The sequence below is a fragment of the Phreatobacter sp. genome (genome assembly GCF_052440005.1).
In the GTDB taxonomy this organism is placed as follows: Bacteria; Pseudomonadota; Alphaproteobacteria; order Rhizobiales; family Phreatobacteraceae; genus Phreatobacter.
This window is the reverse complement of record NZ_JBQVQL010000087.1, coordinates 1-18,602: the sequence shown is the minus strand read 5'-3', so window position 1 is coordinate 18,602 and position 18,602 is coordinate 1. Positions and strand designations below refer to the sequence as shown.

The following is an 18,602-nucleotide window of genomic DNA, read 5'->3' as shown; positions in this document are numbered from 1 at the left end:
AGATGGTGATGCCGGGCGACAACATCGCCATGACGGTGAGCCTGATCGTGCCGATCGCCATGGAGGAGAAGCTGCGCTTCGCCATCCGTGAGGGCGGCCGCACCGTCGGCGCCGGCGTCGTCGCCACCATCATCGAGTGATCGGAGGACGATGGAATGCGGTCCACCGCATTCCTGATGCGGGCGCCGGCATCGTCGTCGCCATCATCGCGTGATCGGTGATTGATCGGAGCGCCGGGGCGGACTATATCCTCGGCTCTCCTCTAGGGGTTTAGCTCAGCTGGTAGAGCGGCGGTCTCCAAAACCGCAGGTCGTGGGTTCGAATCCCCCAGCCCCTGCCAATTTCGAAAAGCCTCGGCGATCCGATCGCCGGGGTTTTTCATTATCCGGGAGCCGCGCCTGATATGCTGGAACTGTCGACGATCGCAGTGTTTGCCCTGGCCTGTCTCGTGCTTACGATGACGCCCGGCCCGGACATGCTGTTGATCGCCTCACGCAGCATCAGCCAAGGGCGCACGGCGGGCTTCGCCACCCTCGCAGGCATCCAGGCCGGCACCTACGCCCATGCCCTCGCTGCCGCCCTGGGCCTGTCCCAGCTCCTTGTCGCGGTGCCCATGGCCTATGACGTGGTGCGCTGGGCCGGGGCGGCCTATCTGCTTGCGCTCGCTTGGGCGAGCCTTCGCGCCGACGGAGCCAGGTTCGCGCCCTCGGAGGGGCTAACAGCCGTGCCGTTGGGCCTCATTTTCCGGCAGGGGCTTCTGACCAACCTGCTCAATCCGAAGATGGTTCTGTTCGTGCTGGCACTGTTTCCGCAGTTCTTCCGGCCGGAATCCGGCTCGATCGTCATCCAGGCGCTGCTTCTCGCCACCATCCTCAACACTGTCGGTCTGGTCGTGAACGGCGCGGTGATCCTGACGGCCGGCAGCCTGCGACGCCGGTTCGCCTCCAGCGGTCGCTTCGCTCGCCTACCGCAATACTTGCTGGGCAGTGTGTTCGCAGCACTGGCGCTCCGGCTGGCCTGGAGCGAGAGCCGGTGACGCTGTGCCCGGGGCCCGGCTGCACCACATTTTCTTGACGTGCCGGCCCCGATCAGTTAGCAGACCGCACTCCCTGCCGGCCCGGTGACGGACATCCGGCGGGACGCGTTTCCTTTTTCCGGGCCGACGCGCCGGCTTTCACCCCGAGGGTGGGAGCGGTGTGCGGCCCTGTCCGGATTCTCACCATGGCGAAACCCAACCCTGTCGAGTTCATGCAGCAGGTCCGCCAGGAGGCCAACAAGGTCACCTGGCCGACGCGCAAGGAAGTCGGCATCTCCTCGCTGATGGTCGTCATCTTCATGATCGTTTCGGCGATCTTCTTTTTCGTCGCCGATTCGGTGATCCGCTGGGGCGTCCAGGCGCTCCTGTCGCTCGGCAGCTGAGGGAGCCCGTCCGTGGCGAAGCAGTGGTACGTGGTCCACGCCTATTCGAACTTCGAGAACAAGGTGGCCGAGGCCATCCGTGAGGGCGCGGCCCAGCGCGGCCTGTCGGAGCTGTTCGAGGACATCCTCGTGCCGAAGGAGCGCGTCACCGAGGTGCGTCGCGGCCGCAAGATCGACACCGAGCGCAAGTTCTTCCCCGGCTATGTCCTCGTGAAGATGGACATGACCGATCAGGCCTACCACCTCATCAAGAACACCCCGAAAGTCACGGGCTTCCTCGGCGCCGACAAGAAGCCGATGCCGATCCCCGAGGCCGAGGCGATGCGCATCGCCCAGCAGGTCCAGGAGGGTGTCGACCGTCCCAAGACGACGATCACCTTCGAGGTCGGCGAGAAGGTGCGCGTCAACGACGGTCCCTTCGCCTCCTTCGAGGGCTTCATCGAGGAGGTCGACGACGGCCGTGCCCGCGTCAAGGTCGCCGTCTCGATCTTCGGCCGGCCGACGCCGGTGGAACTGGAATTCGGTCAGGTCGACAAGCTCTGACCCGATAGCGCCACCGGCCTCGCGCCGGCGGCAACCGGCGGCCTTGCGGCCGGCGGCGGGGAGGCGGGAAGCCGTCTCTCCTTCACCCGTGGGAGGCGAGGGACGGCGGTTCGCCAACCGTCTCGAACCCGACCACGAAACCCAACCGGCCGCCCGACAGGGCGCGTCAGGAGGACATCATGGCGAAGAAAATCGTCGGATTCATCAAGCTGCAGGTGCCGGCCGGGGCCGCTAACCCCGCCCCGCCCATCGGTCCCGCTCTCGGTCAGCGCGGCCTGAACATCATGGAATTCTGCAAGGCCTTCAACGCGAAGACCCAGCAGATGGAGAAGGGGATGCCGATTCCGGTCGTCATCACCGCCTACCAGGACCGTTCCTTCACCTTCGAGATGAAGCAGCCCCCGGTCACTTACTGGGTGAAGAAGGCCGCCAAGATCGACAAGGGCCACACGACCCCCGGCAAGGGCTTCATCGGCAAGATCACGCGCGCCCAGATCGCCGAGATCGCCAAGTCGAAGATGGTCGACATGAACTGCGACTCGGTCGAATCGGCCTCGTCGATGATCGAAGGCTCGGCCCGTTCCATGGGCCTCGAGGTGGTGGGGTAAGCCATGAGCGGAAAGCGCTATCGTAAGACCCTCGAGGGCATCGACACCGTCAAGACCTACGCCATCGACGACGCGGTGAAGCTCGTGAAGGAGCGGGCGACCGCGAAGTTCGACGAGACCATCGAGATCGCGATGAATCTCGGCGTCGATCCGCGCCACGCCGACCAGATGGTCCGCGGCGTCTGCAACCTGCCGAACGGCTCGGGCCGCACCCTGCGCGTCGCGGTCTTCGCGCGCGGCGCCAAAGCTGACGAAGCCAAGGCGGCCGGTGCCGACATCGTCGGCGCCGAGGATCTCCTCGAGATCGTTCAGGGCGGCAAGATCGACTTCGATCGCTGCATCGCGACCCCGGACATGATGGGCCTCGTCGGCCGCCTCGGTAAGGTGCTGGGCCCGCGCGGCCTGATGCCGAACCCGAAGGTCGGCACGGTGACCATGGACGTGAAGTCGGCCGTCGCCGCCTCCAAGGGCGGCGCCGTCGAGTTCCGCGTCGAGAAGGCCGGCATCATCCACTCGGCCGTCGGCAAGGTCTCCTTCGACCAGGGCAAGCTGGTCGAGAACATCAAGGCCTTCGCCGACGCCGTCGTGAAGGCCCGTCCGAACGGCGCCAAGGGCACCTACGTCCAGAAGATCGCGATCTCCTCGACCATGGGCCCGGGCGTGAAGGTCGATCCGGCCAGCGTTCTCAACGCCTGATCCGATCCGGGCACGCGCCCCGCGCGCGTGTCCGTCCGGTCGCGCGTCCGGGATGCAGACCTGCGCCAGGCGTGGGGCTGGCCAAAAAAATGGCCCGCCCCACTTGGCAAGTGGAACAGCCTTTGCTAGACGACGCCGGCTAGGGGTGTGGGCAACCACGCCCTCATTGCGTTTGGGCCGTGGATCGCGATTCGCCGTCTCGAAGGGGTCGCGTCCGTCACAGGAGACGCCGGGAGTGGTTCCCGGACCCTGATCAGGAGTCCGACACGAGTTTTGTAGAGAGCTTCCGCGCCGGGAAACCTGCGCGGCAAGGCCGGTGGAGTTGTCCCACGAGGGTCCGAGGACCCGGGATCGCAAGACCGGATCGTCCTGTCCGAGACTGCAGGCGAGGGGGGTCCCCTCTTAATCGCCAAGGCCTGCACAGACGGGTGAAGACCATTTCACCGGCGGAGACGCCGAGGGAAGGGTTCGAACTCACGGCACCTCGGCCGAGGGATTTCATCCCGCGGTGTTCCAGAGGGGACAGGGCCGAACGTCGATCGTTCGGAGACCGGCTCGCCGGTGCCGATGATCGGCAGGTGCAACCCGGGGCTTTCCGCAAGGAGGCCCCGACCAGAGAGAGCAAACGTGGATCGCACGGAAAAGAAGGAGCTGGTCGGCACGCTCAACGAGGTCTTCAAGACCTCCGGCGTCGTCGTCGTCGCTCACTATTCCGGCCTCACCGTCGCGCAGATGCAGGACCTCCGTCGCAAGATGAAGGCCCAGGGCGCGTCCGTGAAGGTCACCAAGAACCGCCTCGCCAAGATCGCTCTCGAAGGCACGGACGTCGCGTCCATCGGAGCCCTGCTGAAGGGCCCCACGATTCTGGCCATCAGCCAGGATCCGGTCGCGGCACCGAAGGTCGCCTCTGACTTCGCCAAGCTGCATGACAAGTTCGTCATCCTTGGCGGCGCCATGGGGTCGACCGCTCTGAATGCGGACGGTGTGAAGGCACTCGCCACACTCCCGTCGCTCGACGAACTGCGCGCCAAGCTCGTGGGCCTCATCCAGGCTCCCGCGACCAAGATCGCCCAGCTCTCGACCGCGCCCGCTGCCAAGCTGGCTCGCGTGTTCACCGCTTATGCCGACCGAGACAAGGCCGCGTGAGGCTCCTCTCACTCAACCCGGTTCGAACCGTTCAAAAGGAAAATGCAAATGGCTGATCTCGCCAAAATCGTCGACGAGCTGTCGTCGCTCACCGTTCTCGAGGCCGCCGAGCTCGCGAAGATGCTCGAAGAGAAGTGGGGCGTCTCCGCCGCCGCCGCCGTCGCCGTCGCCGCCGGCCCGGGTGCCGGCGCCGCCGCCGCCCCGGTCGAGGAGCAGACCGAGTTCACCGTGATGCTTGCCGCCGCCGGCGACAAGAAGATCGAGGTGATCAAGGAAGTCCGCGCCATCACCGGTCTCGGCCTGAAGGAAGCCAAGGACCTCGTCGAGGGTGCTCCGAAGGCCGTCAAGGAAGGCGTGTCCAAGGACGAGGCCGAGAAGCTGAAGAAGCAGCTCGAGGCCGCCGGCGCCAAGGTCGAGCTGAAGTGATCAGGCTCCGCGCGGGCGGCCTTCGGGTCGCCCGTGCGGGCTTATCCGCCCCGGGTGACCGGAGCGGGACCGCCGTGCGGCGGACGTGCATTCGAATGCGGGGCCCCCGGGCACCGCGAGGCTAACAGAGGTGTCAGCGTTTGACCGGACGGTCCAGGGTCGCCCATCGGCCCGCCTGTGGACCGTCCGGTCAGGCGTCTGCGACGGAAGCGGCTCCATCAAGCCCATCCGTCGCTGGAACCAGGGCCGCCGCCGACGCCTGGCGGCCCAAGCGAGAGGCGACATGGCTCAGACTTTCACCGGCCGCAAAAGGTTCCGCAAGTTCTTCGGCAAAATCAGGGAAGTAGCGACGATGCCGAACCTCATCGAGGTTCAGAAGTCGTCCTATGACCAGTTCCTGATGGTCGACGAGCCCAAGGGCGGACGCTCCGACGAGGGGCTGCAGGCCGTGTTCAAATCGGTGTTCCCGATCACCGATTTCTCCGGCAGCGCCATGCTGGAGTTCGTGAAGTACGAGTTCGAGCCGCCGAAGTACGACGTTGACGAGTGCCGCCAGCGCGGCATGACCTTCGCCGCCCCCCTGAAGGTGACGCTGCGCCTCATCGTGTTCGATGTGGACGCCGACACCGGCGCGAAGTCCGTCAAGGACATCAAGGAGCAGGACGTCTACATGGGCGACATTCCGCTCATGACGTCGAACGGCACCTTCATCGTCAACGGCACCGAGCGCGTCATCGTCTCGCAGATGCACCGTTCGCCGGGCGTCTTCTTCGATCACGACAAGGGCAAGACCCATTCGTCGGGCAAGCTGCTCTTCGCCGCCCGCATCATCCCCTATCGCGGCTCCTGGCTCGACATCGAGTTCGACGCCAAGGACATCGTCTACGCCCGCATCGACCGTCGCCGGAAGATCCCGGTCACGAGCCTGCTCTATGCGCTCGCCATGAGCGCGGAGGACATCCTCTCGACCTTCTACAACCACATCATGGTGACGAAGGACAAGAAGGACGGCTGGCGCGTGCCCTACGACGCCGCCCGCATGCGCGGCTTCAAGGCGGTCAACGACATGATCGACGCCGATACCGGCGAGGTCGTGCTCGAGGCCGGCAAGAAGCTCTCGGTCCGCGAAGCCAAGAAGCTCGCCGAGAAGGGGCTCAAGGCTCTGCGCCTGTCGACCGAGGAATTGGCGGGTCGCTACCTCGCCGAGGACATGGTCAACATGAAGACCGGTGAGATCTACGCCGAGGCCGGCGAGGAGATCACCGAGAAGATGCTGAAGATGCTGGTGGGCGAGGGCTACGAGACCCTCCCGACCCTCGACATCGATCACGTCACGATCGGCGCCTACATCCGCAACACGCTCGCCGCCGACAAGAACATGACGCGCGAGGACGCGCTGTTCGACATCTATCGCGTCATGCGCCCGGGTGAGCCGCCGACGGTGGAGACCGCCGAGGCCATGTTCCACTCGCTGTTCTTCGACAGCGAGCGCTACGACCTGTCGGCCGTCGGCCGCGTGAAGATGAACATGCGCCTCGACCTCACCGCCGAGGACACCGTGCGCATCCTGCGCAAGGACGACATTCTCGCCGTGGTCAAGACGCTCGTCGAGCTGCGTGACGGCAAGGGCGAGATCGACGACATCGACCACCTCGGCAACCGCCGCGTGCGTTCGGTCGGCGAGCTCATGGAGAACCAGTACCGCGTGGGCCTGCTCCGCATGGAGCGCGCCATCAAGGAGCGCATGAGCTCGGTCGAGATCGACACGGTCATGCCGCAGGACCTGATCAACGCAAAGCCGGCGGCCGCCGCCGTGCGCGAGTTCTTCGGTTCCTCGCAGCTCTCGCAGTTCATGGACCAGACCAACCCGCTGTCCGAGATCACCCACAAGCGCCGCCTCTCGGCCCTTGGACCCGGTGGTCTGTCGCGCGAGCGCGCCGGCTTCGAGGTGCGCGACGTGCACCCGACGCACTACGGCCGCATCTGCCCGATCGAGACGCCGGAAGGCCCGAACATCGGCCTGATCAACTCGCTGGCCACCTTCGCCCGTGTCAACAAGTACGGCTTCATCGAGACGCCCTACCGCAAGGTGCGCGACGGCCGGGTCACCGACGAGGTGATCTACCTGTCCGCCATGGAGGAGGGGAAGTACTCGGTCGCCCAGGCGAACGCGCCCATCGACGAGAGCGGCAAGTTCATGGAAGACCTCGTCATCTGCCGTCAGGCGGGTGAGACCCTGCTGCTGCCGGTGGACCGCGTCGACTTCATGGACGTGTCCCCGAAGCAGCTCGTGTCGGTCGCCGCCGCGCTCATTCCGTTCCTTGAGAACGACGACGCCAACCGCGCCCTCATGGGCTCGAACATGCAGCGCCAGGCCGTGCCGCTGGTGAAGGCCGATGCGCCCTTCGTCGGCACCGGCATGGAATCGGTCGTCGCCCGTGACTCCGGCGCCGCCATCGCGGCGCGCCGCACCGGCGTCGTCGATCAGGTCGACGCGACCCGTATCGTCATCCGCGCCACGGAAGACCTCGACCCGACCAAGTCCGGCGTCGACATCTATCGCCTGATGAAGTTCCAGCGCTCCAACCAGTCGACCTGCATCAACCAGCGTCCGCTGGTGCGCGTCGGCGACATCGTCAAGAAGGGCGAGATCCTGGCCGACGGCCCCTCGACCGACCTCGGCGATCTCGCCCTCGGCCGCAACGTGCTCGTCGCCTTCATGCCGTGGAACGGCTACAACTTCGAGGACTCCATCCTGCTCTCCGAGCGGATCGTGAAGGAAGACGTCTTCACCTCGATCCACATCGAGGAGTTTGAGGTCTCCGCCCGCGACACCAAGCTCGGGCCGGAGGAGATCACGCGCGACATTCCGAACGTGTCGGAAGAGGCGCTGAAGAACCTCGACGAGGCCGGCATCGTCTATATCGGCGCGGAAGTGCAGGCGGGTGACATCCTCGTCGGCAAGATCACGCCGAAGGGCGAGAGCCCGATGACGCCGGAAGAGAAGCTCCTGCGCGCCATCTTCGGCGAGAAGGCCTCGGACGTGCGCGACACCTCGCTGCGCGTGCCCCCGGGCGTCACCGGCACCATCGTCGAGGTGCGCGTGTTCAACCGTCACGGCGTCGACAAGGACGAGCGCGCCATGGCGATCGAGCGCGAGGAAATCGAGCGTCTCGCCAAGGACCGCGACGACGACCAGGCGATCCTGGACCGCAACGTCTATGGCCGCCTCGCCGAGGTCCTCGACGGCAAGACCGGCATTTCCGGCCCCAAGGCCTTCAAGAAGGACACGGTCCTCACCCGTGACCTGCTCGCCGAGTATCCGCGGGGCCAGTGGTGGGCCTTCGGCGTCGCCGACGACGCCCTGATGGCCGAGATCGAGGCCATGCGGAAGCAGTACGACGAGTCCAAGCGCCGCCTCGAGCAGCGCTTCCTGGACAAGGTCGAGAAGCTGCAGCGTGGCGACGAACTGCCGCCGGGCGTGATGAAGATGGTCAAGGTCTTCATCGCCGTGAAGCGCAAGATCCAGCCGGGCGACAAGATGGCCGGCCGTCACGGCAACAAGGGCGTCGTGTCCCGCATCGTGCCGATCGAGGACATGCCGTTCCTCGAGGACGGCACCCATGCGGACATCGTGCTCAACCCGCTGGGCGTGCCGAGCCGCATGAACGTCGGTCAGATCCTGGAGACCCATCTGGGCTGGGCCGCCGCCGGCCTCGGCAAGATGGTGGGCCAGGCCTACGACGCCTACATGCGCTCGAAGAACGTGAAGCCGCTGAAGGAAGCCTTCGAGAAGATCTACGGCGACGATCCGCAGATCGGCGTGCTCGACGAGGCCAATCTGGTGGAACTCGCCCGCAACACGCGGCGCGGCGTCCACTTCGCGACGCCGGTCTTCGACGGTGCCAAGGAGGCCGACATCGAGGCCATGCTCGACACGGCGGGCCTGAACCATTCCGGTCAGGTGACGCTGTACGACGGCAAGACGGGCGAGGTCTTCGACCGCCAGGTGACCGTCGGCTACATCTACATGCTGAAGCTGCACCACCTCGTGGACGACAAGATCCACGCGCGGTCCATCGGCCCGTACTCGCTCGTCACCCAGCAGCCGCTGGGCGGCAAGGCGCAGTTCGGCGGCCAGCGCTTCGGCGAGATGGAGGTCTGGGCCCTGGAGGCCTATGGCGCCGCCTACACGCTGCAGGAAATGCTCACGGTGAAGTCGGACGACGTGGCCGGCCGCACCAAGGTCTACGAGGCGATCGTCCGCGGCGACGACACCTTCGAGGCCGGCATTCCCGAGAGCTTCAACGTGCTGGTCAAGGAAATGCGGTCGCTCGGCCTCAACGTCGAGCTCGCCACCTCGAAGCCCGTGCGCACCGACAACGACGACGTGGGACAGCAGGCCGCCGAGTAAGGCGTCCGTGCCTGCCTAGGGGACCGGGTCCGTCCGGTCCCCCGACGTTCCACCTGAAGACGCTTTCATCGGCCGGGAACCTTCTTCCGGCCCCGAACTTCCCCCCGGGAGACCGGGCTTAGGAGACGGCGATGAACCAAGAGATCGCAAATCTCTTCAATCCGACCACGCAGCCGGCCACGTTCGATCAGATCAAGATCTCGATCGCGAGCCCCGAGAAGATTCTGTCCTGGTCCTTCGGCGAGATCAAGAAGCCGGAGACGATCAACTACCGTACGTTCAAGCCCGAGCGTGACGGTCTGTTCTGCGCGCGCATCTTTGGCCCCATCAAGGACTACGAGTGCTTGTGCGGCAAGTACAAGCGCATGAAGTACAAGGGCATCATCTGCGAGAAGTGCGGCGTCGAGGTCACCCTCTCGCGCGTGCGCCGCGAGCGCATGGGCCACATCGAGCTCGCCGCCCCGGTCGCCCACATCTGGTTCCTGAAGTCGCTGCCGAGCCGTATCGGCCTCCTGCTCGACATGCCGCTCAAGGACCTCGAGCGCATCCTCTATTTCGAATATTACTGCGTCATCGAGCCGGGCCTGACCTCGCTGAAGGAGCGCCAGCTCCTCTCGGAGGAGGAGTACATCAAGGCCCAGGACGAGTTCGGCGACGACTCCTTCACCGCCCTGATCGGCGCCGAGGCCATCCGCGAGCTGCTGCGCGGCCTCGACCTCGAGAAGCTGGCCGCCGACACCCGCAAGGAGATCGCCGAGGCCACCACCGAGCTGAAGCCGAAGAAGCTCGCCAAGCGCCTGAAGATCATCGAGGCCTTCATCCAGTCCGGCAACAAGCCGGAGTGGATGATCCTGACGGTCGTTCCCGTCATCCCGCCGGACCTGCGCCCGCTGGTTCCGCTGGACGGCGGCCGCTTCGCCACGTCCGACCTCAACGACCTCTACCGCCGCGTCATCAACCGCAACAACCGCCTGAAGCGGCTGATCGAGCTGCGCGCGCCGGACATCATCATCCGCAACGAGAAGCGCATGCTTCAGGAAGCGGTTGACGCCCTGTTCGACAACGGCCGCCGCGGTCGCGTCATCACGGGCGCCAACAAGCGCCCGCTGAAGTCGCTCGCGGACATGCTGAAGGGCAAGCAGGGCCGCTTCCGCCAGAACCTGCTCGGCAAGCGCGTCGACTATTCCGGCCGTTCGGTCATCGTCGTCGGCCCGGAGATGAAGCTGCACCAGTGCGGCCTGCCGAAGAAGATGGCGCTCGAGCTGTTCAAGCCCTTCATCTACGCCCGGCTCGACGCCAAGGGCCTCTCCGCCACCGTCAAGCAGGCGAAGAAGCTGGTCGAGAAGGAGCGTCCGGAGGTCTGGGACATCCTCGACGAGGTCATCCGCGAGCATCCGGTCCTGCTCAACCGCGCCCCGACCCTCCACCGCCTCGGCATCCAGGCCTTCGAGCCCGTGCTGATCGAGGGCAAGGCGATCCAGCTGCATCCGCTCGTCTGCTCGGCCTTCAACGCCGACTTCGACGGTGACCAGATGGCCGTGCACGTTCCGCTGAGCCTCGAGGCGCAGCTGGAAGCGCGCGTCCTCATGATGTCGACGAACAACATCCTGCATCCGGCGAACGGCGCGCCGATCATCGTGCCCTCGCAGGATATCGTTCTCGGCCTCTACTACGTCTCGCTGATGTCGGACGGCATGCCCGGCCAGGGCAAGGCCTTTGCCAATGTCGGCGAGATCGAGCACGCGCTGGCCAACAAGGTCGTCACGCTGCACACCAAGATCCGCTATCGCTGGGAAGGTCTCGACGCGGACGGCACCCATGTCCGCCGCATGTACGAGACCACGCCTGGCCGCGTCCTGCTCGGCCAGCTCCTGCCGAAGTCGCCCAAGGTTCCCTTCGACGCAGCCAACAAGCTGATGACGAAGAAGGAGATCTCGGCGATGATCGACACCGTCTACCGCTTCTGCGGCCAGAAGGAGTCGGTGATCTTCTGCGACCGGATCATGGCGCTGGGCTTCTACCACGCCTACAAGGCCGGCATTTCCTTCGGCAAGGACGACATGGTCGTCCCGGACAACAAGTGGCCGATCGTCGAGGAGACCCGCACGCTCACCAAGGACTACGAGCAGCAGTATCTCGACGGCCTCATCACCTACGGCGAGAAGTACAACAAGGTCGTCGACGCCTGGGCCAAGTGCTCGGACCGTCTCGCCCAGGAGATGATGCTGCGCATCTCCTCCGTGAAGAAGGACGAGACCGGCCGCGACAAGCCGATCAACTCGATCTACATGATGTCGCATTCGGGTGCGCGTGGTTCGCCGACCCAGATGCGCCAGCTCGCCGCGATGCGCGGCCTCATGGCCAAGCCCTCGGGCGAGATCATCGAGACGCCGATCATCTCGAACTTCAAGGAAGGCCTGTCCGTGATGGAGTACTTCAACTCCACCCACGGCGCCCGCAAGGGTCTGGCCGACACCGCGCTGAAGACGGCGAACTCGGGTTACCTGACCCGCCGCCTCGTCGACGTGGCCCAGGACTGCATCATCACGGAACGCGACTGCCATACCGAGAAGGGTATCGGCATGCGCGCCATCGTGGACGCAGGCCAGGTCGTGGCGACCCTCGGCCAGCGCATCCTCGGCCGTTCGGCCGCCGTCACCGTCACCGACCCCTCCTCGGGCAAGGTGCTGGTCGAGGCGGGCGCCATGATCCTGGAGAAGGACGTGGAGGCCATCACCTCCGCCGGCATCCAGGAGGTGAAGATCCGCTCGGTTCTCACCTGCGAGACCAAGGTCGGCGTCTGTGGCCAGTGCTACGGCCGTGACCTCGCCCGCGGCACGCCGGTGAACATCGGCGAAGCGGTCGGCGTCATCGCGGCGCAGTCCATCGGCGAGCCGGGCACCCAGCTCACGATGCGTACCTTCCACATCGGCGGCGCCGCCCAGGTGGTCGACACCTCGTTCATCGAGGCGACCTTCGAAGGCACCATCAAGATCCGCAACCGCTCGATCGTGAAGAACTCGGACGGCGAACTCATCGCGATGGGCCGGAACATGGCCGTCATCATCGTCGATGCGGACGGCACCGAGCGCGCCACCCATCGTATCCAGTACGGCGCCAAACTGCGCGTCGACGAGGGCACGAAGGTCAAGCGCGGCCAGCGCATCGCCGAGTGGGACCCCTACACCCGTCCGATCATCTCCGAGATCGACGGCGTGCTGGGCTTCGAGGACCTGGTCGACGGCCAGTCCCTCGCGGAAACCACCGACGAGGCCACCGGCTTCACCAAGCGCGTGGTCACCGACTGGCGCACCTCCACCCGGTCCGCCGACCTCAAGCCGTCGCTGGTCATCCGCGACTCCAACGGCAAGCTGCAGAAGCTGCCGCGTGGCACGGATGCCCGCTACGCCCTGGCGGTCGACGCGATCATCGGCTTCGAGCCCGGCGCCCGCATCCATGCGGGTGACGTCATCGCACGTATCCCGCTGGAAAGCGCCAAGACGCGCGACATCACCGGCGGTCTGCCGCGTGTCGCCGAGCTGTTCGAGGCGCGTCGTCCGAAGGATGCGGCGATCATCGCCGAGATCTCCGGCGTGGTGCGCTTCGGCAAGGACTACAAGCAGAAGCGCCGCCTGACGATCGAGCCCTTCGAGGCCGACGCCGAGGCCGCCGAGTACCTGATCCCGAAGGGCAAGCACATCCACCTTCAGGACGGCGACGAGGTGCAGAAGGGCGACTTCATCGTCGACGGCAACCCGGCCCCGCACGACATCCTGGCGATCAAGGGCGTGGAGGAGCTCGCTGCCTACCTCGTCAACGAGATCCAGGAGGTCTACCGGCTCCAGGGCGTCGTCATCAACGACAAGCACATCGAGGTCATCGTCCGCCAGATGCTCCAGAAGGTCGAGATCACCGATCCCGGTGACACCGACCTCATCCAGGGCGATCAGGTCGACGCTTCCGAGATGGAGGAGGCGAACCTCGCCATGGTGGACGACAAGAACAAGCGGCCGGCCACCGGCACGCCGGTTCTTCTCGGCATCACCAAGGCCTCGCTGCAGACGCGGTCCTTCATCTCCGCGGCCTCCTTCCAGGAAACCACGCGCGTGCTCACCGAGGCTGCCGTCAATGGCAAGTCGGACACGCTCGAGGGCCTGAAGGAGAACGTCATCGTCGGCCGCCTGATCCCCGCCGGCACCGGCGCCATGATCAGCCGCATCCGCGAGATCGCCCTCAAGCGGGACGATCTGATCCTCGACGAGAAGCAGAAGGCCGCTGGTACCCCGGCCGGCGCTCCCGCCGAGGTCGCCGTGATCGAGGCGCCGCAGTCCTGAAGCGGCGCGAGGGCAGGGGGCTCAACCCCTGCCTCTCCCGGACAAACGAAAAGGGCCGCCCGATAGGCGGCCCTTTTGCATGGCGGAAGCGGGTGGCTCAGTTGGCCGAGCAGGCGCTCGTCGAGCCGCAGACCAGGTTGCTGGTCGAGCACAGGTTGACGCCGCGGCGCTCCACCGTGCGCTCGTTCTCGAACACGATCTTCATGTCGAACTGGCAATAGCCGCGCGAGCGCTGGCGCGGCGTCGGCACGACGCGCAGGGCCTGGCCCGGCTCGATGACGTTCTGGCCGAGGCGGTCGTCGCCCCAGCCGCGGGTGTCGACATCCGTCATGTAGAACTCGCGGATCGTCACGTTGCTGCGGTTGACGATGTTGATCCAGCGCTGCTGGCCGTCGCGGTCGGTCTGGGCCGTGGCGGGGGGCGTCGCGACGAGGCTGGCGACGAGGGCAACTGCGGCGGCGGAGGCGCCGAGAAGCGACTTGAGCGTCATGTGGCAGGTCCTTTGGATGCAACCCCGGAATGGTCCTTCCGGAGGGGTCGACGGAGGGTCGGACACCAGGACCGCAACCAGAGAGGGTCGCGCCCGCTCAAGTGACGATACGGAATGTCACGCCGCTGCTATGCCCGTTCGCCCGCCCACGCGCAATCGCCCAGCCGGGGCTCTCGACGAAATTCCGGCGCGCTGCGGCGGCTCCTGAACGAAAAAAGGCCGCCCCGTGGGGCGGCCTCTAACGATGACCTCGAAACGGCGTCAGTTGACGCGGCAGGAGCCCGTGGAGGTGCAGACGAGGTTCGTCGTCTGGCAAAGGTTGACGCCGCGGCGCTCGACGGAGCGGTCGTTGGCGAACACGACCTTCATGTCGTACTGGCAGTAGCCGCGCGAGCGCTGGCGGGGGGTCGGCACCACTCGCAGCGAGTCGCCCGGCTCCACCACTTCCTGACCGAGGCGGTCGTCGCCCCAGCCGCGGGTGTCGACGTCGGTCATGTAGAACTCGCGGATCGTCACGCCCGAGCGGTTGACGATGTTGATCCAGCGCTGCTGACCGTCGCGGTCGGTCTGGGCCTGGGCCTGGATGCCGAAGCCTCCGGCGAGAGTTGCGGCGGCGATGGCCGCGAAAACGACGTTCCTGAACGCCATGGTCTTCATCCTCTTAATGATGGGCCGCACAAGAGCATCCAGTGCACGGCAAACCGCTTCAGTGGTGTGAAACGTTCAGGTCGCCCCCCGAAGGACAAACTTTCCCGGCATCACAACGCACGCGATACTCCGATTCCCGGTAGGCAAATCAAGTGATCTCGGCACCGCCGGACGAGCTCCGGCGACACGCGAAATGGGATAAGGCCGCGATAATGACGGATCATGCCGGGATCGGAGCGTTTTGTTTCTGTCGCGTTGCGCGGCAGGGACGAAACATCCGGTCTTTGGGGCGGGCGTTGGGTCGTCCTGCTTGACGGGGGACGACTCAGCGTGTATTGCCACCCGACTTTCCGATGAAGGTCGGTTGCACACGCGGTCCTGGGAACGGCTTCGAGCCGGTTCCGATCGAAGCTAACCGAGACCGCATCGCCTGACGTCAGTCAGATCGAAACGCATGATCGCCTGCCCGCGAGGGCCGACGATCCTCTGTTTTCGCCGGGCGCAGTTTGTCTTTCGGGACAAACCGGGCGCCCGGTTGCTCGTTCCGGAAACGGGACGGGCAAAGCCAGGCTTCAAACGGGTTCCGGGTTACCGGGCCCCAATGGTTCAAGGACAAGGCCGCCGATGCCGACAGTCAACCAGCTGATCCGCAAGCCGCGTCAGCCGCGCACCTACCGCGAGAAGTCCCGCCACATGGAGGGCTGCCCGCAGAAGCGTGGCGTGTGCACGCGCGTCTACACGACGACCCCGAAGAAGCCGAACTCGGCGCTCCGCAAGGTCGCCAAGGTGCGACTGACCAACGGCTTCGAGGTCATCGGTTACATTCCTGGCGAGGGTCACAACCTCCAGGAGCACTCCGTGGTCATGATCCGCGGCGGCCGCGTCAAGGATCTTCCCGGCGTGCGCTACCACATCCTGCGCGGCGTTCTCGACACGCAGGGCGTCAAGAACCGCAAGCAGCGCCGTTCCAAGTACGGCGCCAAGCGGCCGAAGTAAGAGTTGTTTCCACCGGCCGCTCCTGGCCGAGGCGCGTAGGCGCCGGGCTGGAGCGGCCGGTGGCTTTCAGGATCAACGGAGAGAGCGATGTCTCGTCGTCATCGGGCCGAAAAGCGGGAAGTCATCCCGGATGCGAAGTACGGCAATGTCGTGCTGGCCAAGTTCATGAACTCGGTCATGTACGAAGGTAAGAAGTCGGTGGCCGAGCAGATCGTCTACGGCGCCTTCGACCAGATCGAGTCCAAGGCGAAGCAGGAGCCCCTCGCGGTGTTCCAGTCTGCCCTCGAGAACGTCATGCCGGCCATCGAGGTTCGTTCCCGCCGCGTCGGCGGTGCGACCTACCAGGTTCCGGTCGAGGTTCGCCCCGAGCGTCGTCAGGCCCTGGCGATCCGCTGGCTCATCCAGGCGGCGCGCTCGCGCAACGACAAGACCATGGTGGACAAGCTCTCCTCCGAGCTGATGGACGCCGCCAACAACCGCGGCAACGCGGTCAAGAAGCGCGAAGACACCCACAAGATGGCGGAAGCCAACCGCGCCTTCTCGCATTACCGCTGGTAACGAAACGTCACGGTTCGTCCGGAACCGAAGGAACTCAGATCATGCCGCGCACTCACGCGATCGAGGACTACCGCAACTTCGGAATCATGGCCCACATCGATGCGGGCAAGACGACGACGACCGAGCGGATCCTCTACTACACCGGCAAGTCCCATAAGATCGGCGAAGTCCACGACGGCGCCGCGACCATGGACTTCATGGAGCAGGAGCAGGAGCGCGGCATCACCATCACGTCGGCCGCGACGACCGCCCAGTGGGCGGGCAAGCGCCTGAACATCATCGACACCCCCGGCCACGTCGACTTCACCATCGAGGTCGAGCGTTCGCTGCGCGTGCTCGACGGCGCCGTCTGCGTCCTCGACTCCAACCAGGGCGTCGAGCCGCAGACCGAGACCGTCTGGCGCCAGGGCGACAAGTACAAGGTTCCGCGCATCGTCTTCGCCAACAAGATGGATAAGACCGGCGCCGACTTCTACATGTGCCTCGAGGACATCAAGAAGCGCCTCGGTGCCAAGCCGATCGCCATCCAGCTGCCGATCGGTTCGGAGTCCAACTTCAAGGGTCTCGTCGACCTCGTCCGCATGAAAGCGGTCGTCTGGTCGGGCGAGTCGCTCGGCGCCGACTTCGACGCCAACCTCGAGATCCCGGACGATCTCAAGGAGAAGGCCGCCCAGTATCGTAACGAGCTGGTCGAGGCCGCCGTCGAGCTCGACGACGCCGCCATGGAAGCCTATCTGGAGGGCAACGAGCCCGACGAGGCGACCCTGAAGCGCCTCATCCGCAAGGCCGTGCTGACCTCCGCCTTCTTCCCCGTGCTCTGCGGCTCGGCCTTCAAGAACAAGGGCGTGCAGACGCTGCTCGACGCCGTGGTCGACTACCTGCCGTCGCCCGTCGACGTGCCGGCGATCAAGGGCATCGACCCGAAGAACGACGCCGAGATCGAGCGCAAGTCGTCCGACAGCGAGCCGCTGTCGCTGCTCGGCTTCAAGATCATGGACGACCAGTACGGCGTCCTGACGTTCTGCCGCATCTACTCGGGCAAGCTCGAGAAGGGCATGGCCCTCCTCAACTCCTCCCGCGAGAAGAACGAGCGCGTCGGCCGCATGGTCCTCATGCACGCCAACAACCGCGAGGAAATCTCCGAGGCCTATGCAGGCGACATCGTCGCCCTCGTCGGCCTGAAGGACACCCGCACCGGCGACACGCTCTGCGATCCGCAGAAGCCCGTCATCCTGGAGCGTATGGAATTCCCCGAGCCGGTCATCGAGATGGCCGTCGAGCCGAAGACCAAGGCCGACCAGGAGAAGATGGCGCTGGCCCTCATGAAGCTTGCTTCCGAGGATCCGTCCTTCCGCGTCTCCACCGACGCCGAGTCCGGCCAGACCCGCATCAAGGGCATGGGCGAACTCCACCTCGACATCAAGGTCGACATCCTGCGCCGCACCCACAAGGTCGACGTCACGGTCGGCGCTCCCGAGGTGGCCTTCCGCGAGAAGATCACCAAGCGCGCCGAGATCGACTACACCCACAAGAAGCAGACGGGCGGCACCGGCCAGTTCGCGAAGATCAAGATCATCGTCGAGCCGAACGAGGCCGGCGCCGGCAACGCCTTCGAGTCGAAGATCGTCGGCGGTGCGGTTCCCAAGGAATACATCCCCGGCGTCGAGAAGGGCATCGACTCGGTCATGGGTGCGGGCATCATCGCCGGCTTCCCCGTGGTCGACGTCAAGACGACCCTCATCGACGGCGCCTACCACGACGTCGACTCCTCGGTCCTCGCCTTCGAAATCGCCTCCCGCGCCGCCATGCGTGAAGCGCTGCAGAAGTGCGGTTCGGTCCTGCTGGAGCCGATCATGGCGGTCGAGGTCGTCACCCCCGAGGAGTACACCGGCTCGGTCATCGGCGATCTCAATACCCGCCGATGCCAGATCCAGGGCCAGGACATGCGCGGCAACGCCAACGTGATCCAGGCCAAGGTGCCGCCCATGATCATGTTCGGCTACGTCAACCAGCTGCGCTCCTTCAGCCAGGGCCGCGCCAGCTACACCATGCAGTTCAGCCACTACGAGCAGGCGCCGTCCAACGTCGCCGCCGAAGTCCAGGCCAAATACGCGTAAATCTCGGTCTCTTGCCGGACCGGGTCCCCTGGTCCTCCGGCATCGCGAACATTGAAGGAGGCCGTCATGGCCAAGGAAAAGTTCGAACGCAATAAGCCGCATTGCAACATCGGCACGATTGGTCACGTTGACCACGGCAAGACGTCGCTGACGGCTGCGATCACGAAGGTGCTGGCCGAGTCGGGCGGCGCGACCTTCACGGCCTAT

15 protein-coding genes, 1 tRNA gene and 1 pseudogene are annotated in these 18,602 nt (G+C 65.5%); 15 read left to right on the top strand and 2 right to left on the bottom strand.

Features of this window, described 5'->3' with window-relative positions; translation table 11 throughout:
- The 11 genes and pseudogenes from tuf to rpoC all read left to right on the top strand — a co-directional run.
- Positions 1 to 140: pseudogene (gene tuf / locus ACT6XY_RS18155) on the top strand (elongation factor Tu); the annotation flags it as partial.
- 124 nt (positions 141 to 264) lie between these two features.
- Positions 265 to 340, top strand: a tRNA-Trp gene (locus tag ACT6XY_RS18150).
- A gap of 63 nt (positions 341 to 403) precedes the next feature.
- Positions 404 to 1,036, top strand: a complete 633-nt coding sequence (locus ACT6XY_RS18145; protein ID WP_444749726.1) for a LysE family translocator — start codon at positions 404 to 406, stop codon at positions 1,034 to 1,036.
- Between the two features lie 185 nt (positions 1,037 to 1,221).
- The gene (secE, locus tag ACT6XY_RS18140; protein ID WP_106747997.1) at positions 1,222 to 1,419 is read left to right on the top strand and encodes a preprotein translocase subunit SecE; all 198 of its coding nucleotides are present in this window, start codon (positions 1,222 to 1,224) and stop codon (positions 1,417 to 1,419) included.
- A 12-nt stretch (positions 1,420 to 1,431) separates the two neighbouring features.
- Positions 1,432 to 1,962 carry a transcription termination/antitermination protein NusG gene (gene nusG / locus ACT6XY_RS18135; RefSeq protein WP_106747998.1) on the top strand — a complete coding sequence of 177 codons (531 nt, stop codon included), beginning with the start codon at positions 1,432 to 1,434 and terminating at the stop codon, positions 1,960 to 1,962.
- A gap of 179 nt (positions 1,963 to 2,141) precedes the next feature.
- Positions 2,142 to 2,570: a 50S ribosomal protein L11 gene (rplK, locus tag ACT6XY_RS18130; protein ID WP_444749725.1), complete on the top strand. Its 429-nt coding sequence runs from the start codon at positions 2,142 to 2,144 to the stop codon at positions 2,568 to 2,570.
- A gap of 3 nt (positions 2,571 to 2,573) precedes the next feature.
- Entirely contained in the window at positions 2,574 to 3,266 is a 693-nt protein-coding gene (gene rplA / locus ACT6XY_RS18125) for a 50S ribosomal protein L1 (RefSeq protein WP_444749724.1), read from the top strand.
- Between the two features lie 627 nt (positions 3,267 to 3,893).
- A complete protein-coding gene (gene rplJ / locus ACT6XY_RS18120; protein ID WP_444749723.1) occupies positions 3,894 to 4,412 on the top strand; it encodes a 50S ribosomal protein L10 in 519 nt (172 codons plus the stop codon).
- Positions 4,413 to 4,460: 48 nt separating this feature from the next.
- Positions 4,461 to 4,838 (top strand): 50S ribosomal protein L7/L12, encoded by a 378-nt coding sequence (gene rplL / locus ACT6XY_RS18115; protein ID WP_296570788.1) that lies wholly within the window; start codon positions 4,461 to 4,463, stop codon positions 4,836 to 4,838.
- A gap of 283 nt (positions 4,839 to 5,121) precedes the next feature.
- Positions 5,122 to 9,252, top strand: a complete 4,131-nt coding sequence (gene rpoB / locus ACT6XY_RS18110) for a DNA-directed RNA polymerase subunit beta (RefSeq protein ID WP_444749722.1) — start codon at positions 5,122 to 5,124, stop codon at positions 9,250 to 9,252.
- A gap of 131 nt (positions 9,253 to 9,383) precedes the next feature.
- Positions 9,384 to 13,586: a DNA-directed RNA polymerase subunit beta' gene (rpoC, locus tag ACT6XY_RS18105; RefSeq protein WP_444749721.1), complete on the top strand. Its 4,203-nt coding sequence runs from the start codon at positions 9,384 to 9,386 to the stop codon at positions 13,584 to 13,586.
- A gap of 97 nt (positions 13,587 to 13,683) precedes the next feature.
- Here rpoC and ACT6XY_RS18100 read toward each other — a convergent pair whose 3' ends face one another.
- Both ACT6XY_RS18100 and ACT6XY_RS18095 read right to left on the bottom strand, forming a co-directional pair.
- Positions 13,684 to 14,076, bottom strand: a complete 393-nt coding sequence (locus ACT6XY_RS18100) for a hypothetical protein (protein ID WP_444749720.1) — start codon at positions 14,074 to 14,076, stop codon at positions 13,684 to 13,686.
- 261 nt (positions 14,077 to 14,337) lie between these two features.
- Complete coding sequence (locus tag ACT6XY_RS18095) at positions 14,338 to 14,724, bottom strand: hypothetical protein (RefSeq protein WP_444749719.1); 387 nt, start codon at positions 14,722 to 14,724, stop codon at positions 14,338 to 14,340.
- A gap of 624 nt (positions 14,725 to 15,348) precedes the next feature.
- Between ACT6XY_RS18095 and rpsL the strand changes: the two genes are divergently transcribed.
- The 4 genes from rpsL to ACT6XY_RS18075 form a co-directional block, all read left to right on the top strand.
- A complete protein-coding gene (gene rpsL, locus ACT6XY_RS18090; RefSeq protein WP_038312203.1) occupies positions 15,349 to 15,720 on the top strand; it encodes a 30S ribosomal protein S12 in 372 nt (123 codons plus the stop codon).
- Positions 15,721 to 15,807: 87 nt separating this feature from the next.
- Positions 15,808 to 16,278: a 30S ribosomal protein S7 gene (gene rpsG / locus ACT6XY_RS18085; RefSeq protein WP_106748006.1), complete on the top strand. Its 471-nt coding sequence runs from the start codon at positions 15,808 to 15,810 to the stop codon at positions 16,276 to 16,278.
- 41 nt (positions 16,279 to 16,319) lie between these two features.
- On the top strand, positions 16,320 to 18,395 hold the full coding sequence (gene fusA / locus ACT6XY_RS18080; RefSeq protein ID WP_444749718.1) for an elongation factor G: 2,076 nt from the start codon (positions 16,320 to 16,322) through the stop codon (positions 18,393 to 18,395).
- A gap of 66 nt (positions 18,396 to 18,461) precedes the next feature.
- Positions 18,462 to 18,602, top strand: a 141-nt coding sequence (locus ACT6XY_RS18075; RefSeq protein ID WP_249688973.1) for a GTP-binding protein, incomplete at its 3' end; no start/stop codon positions are given.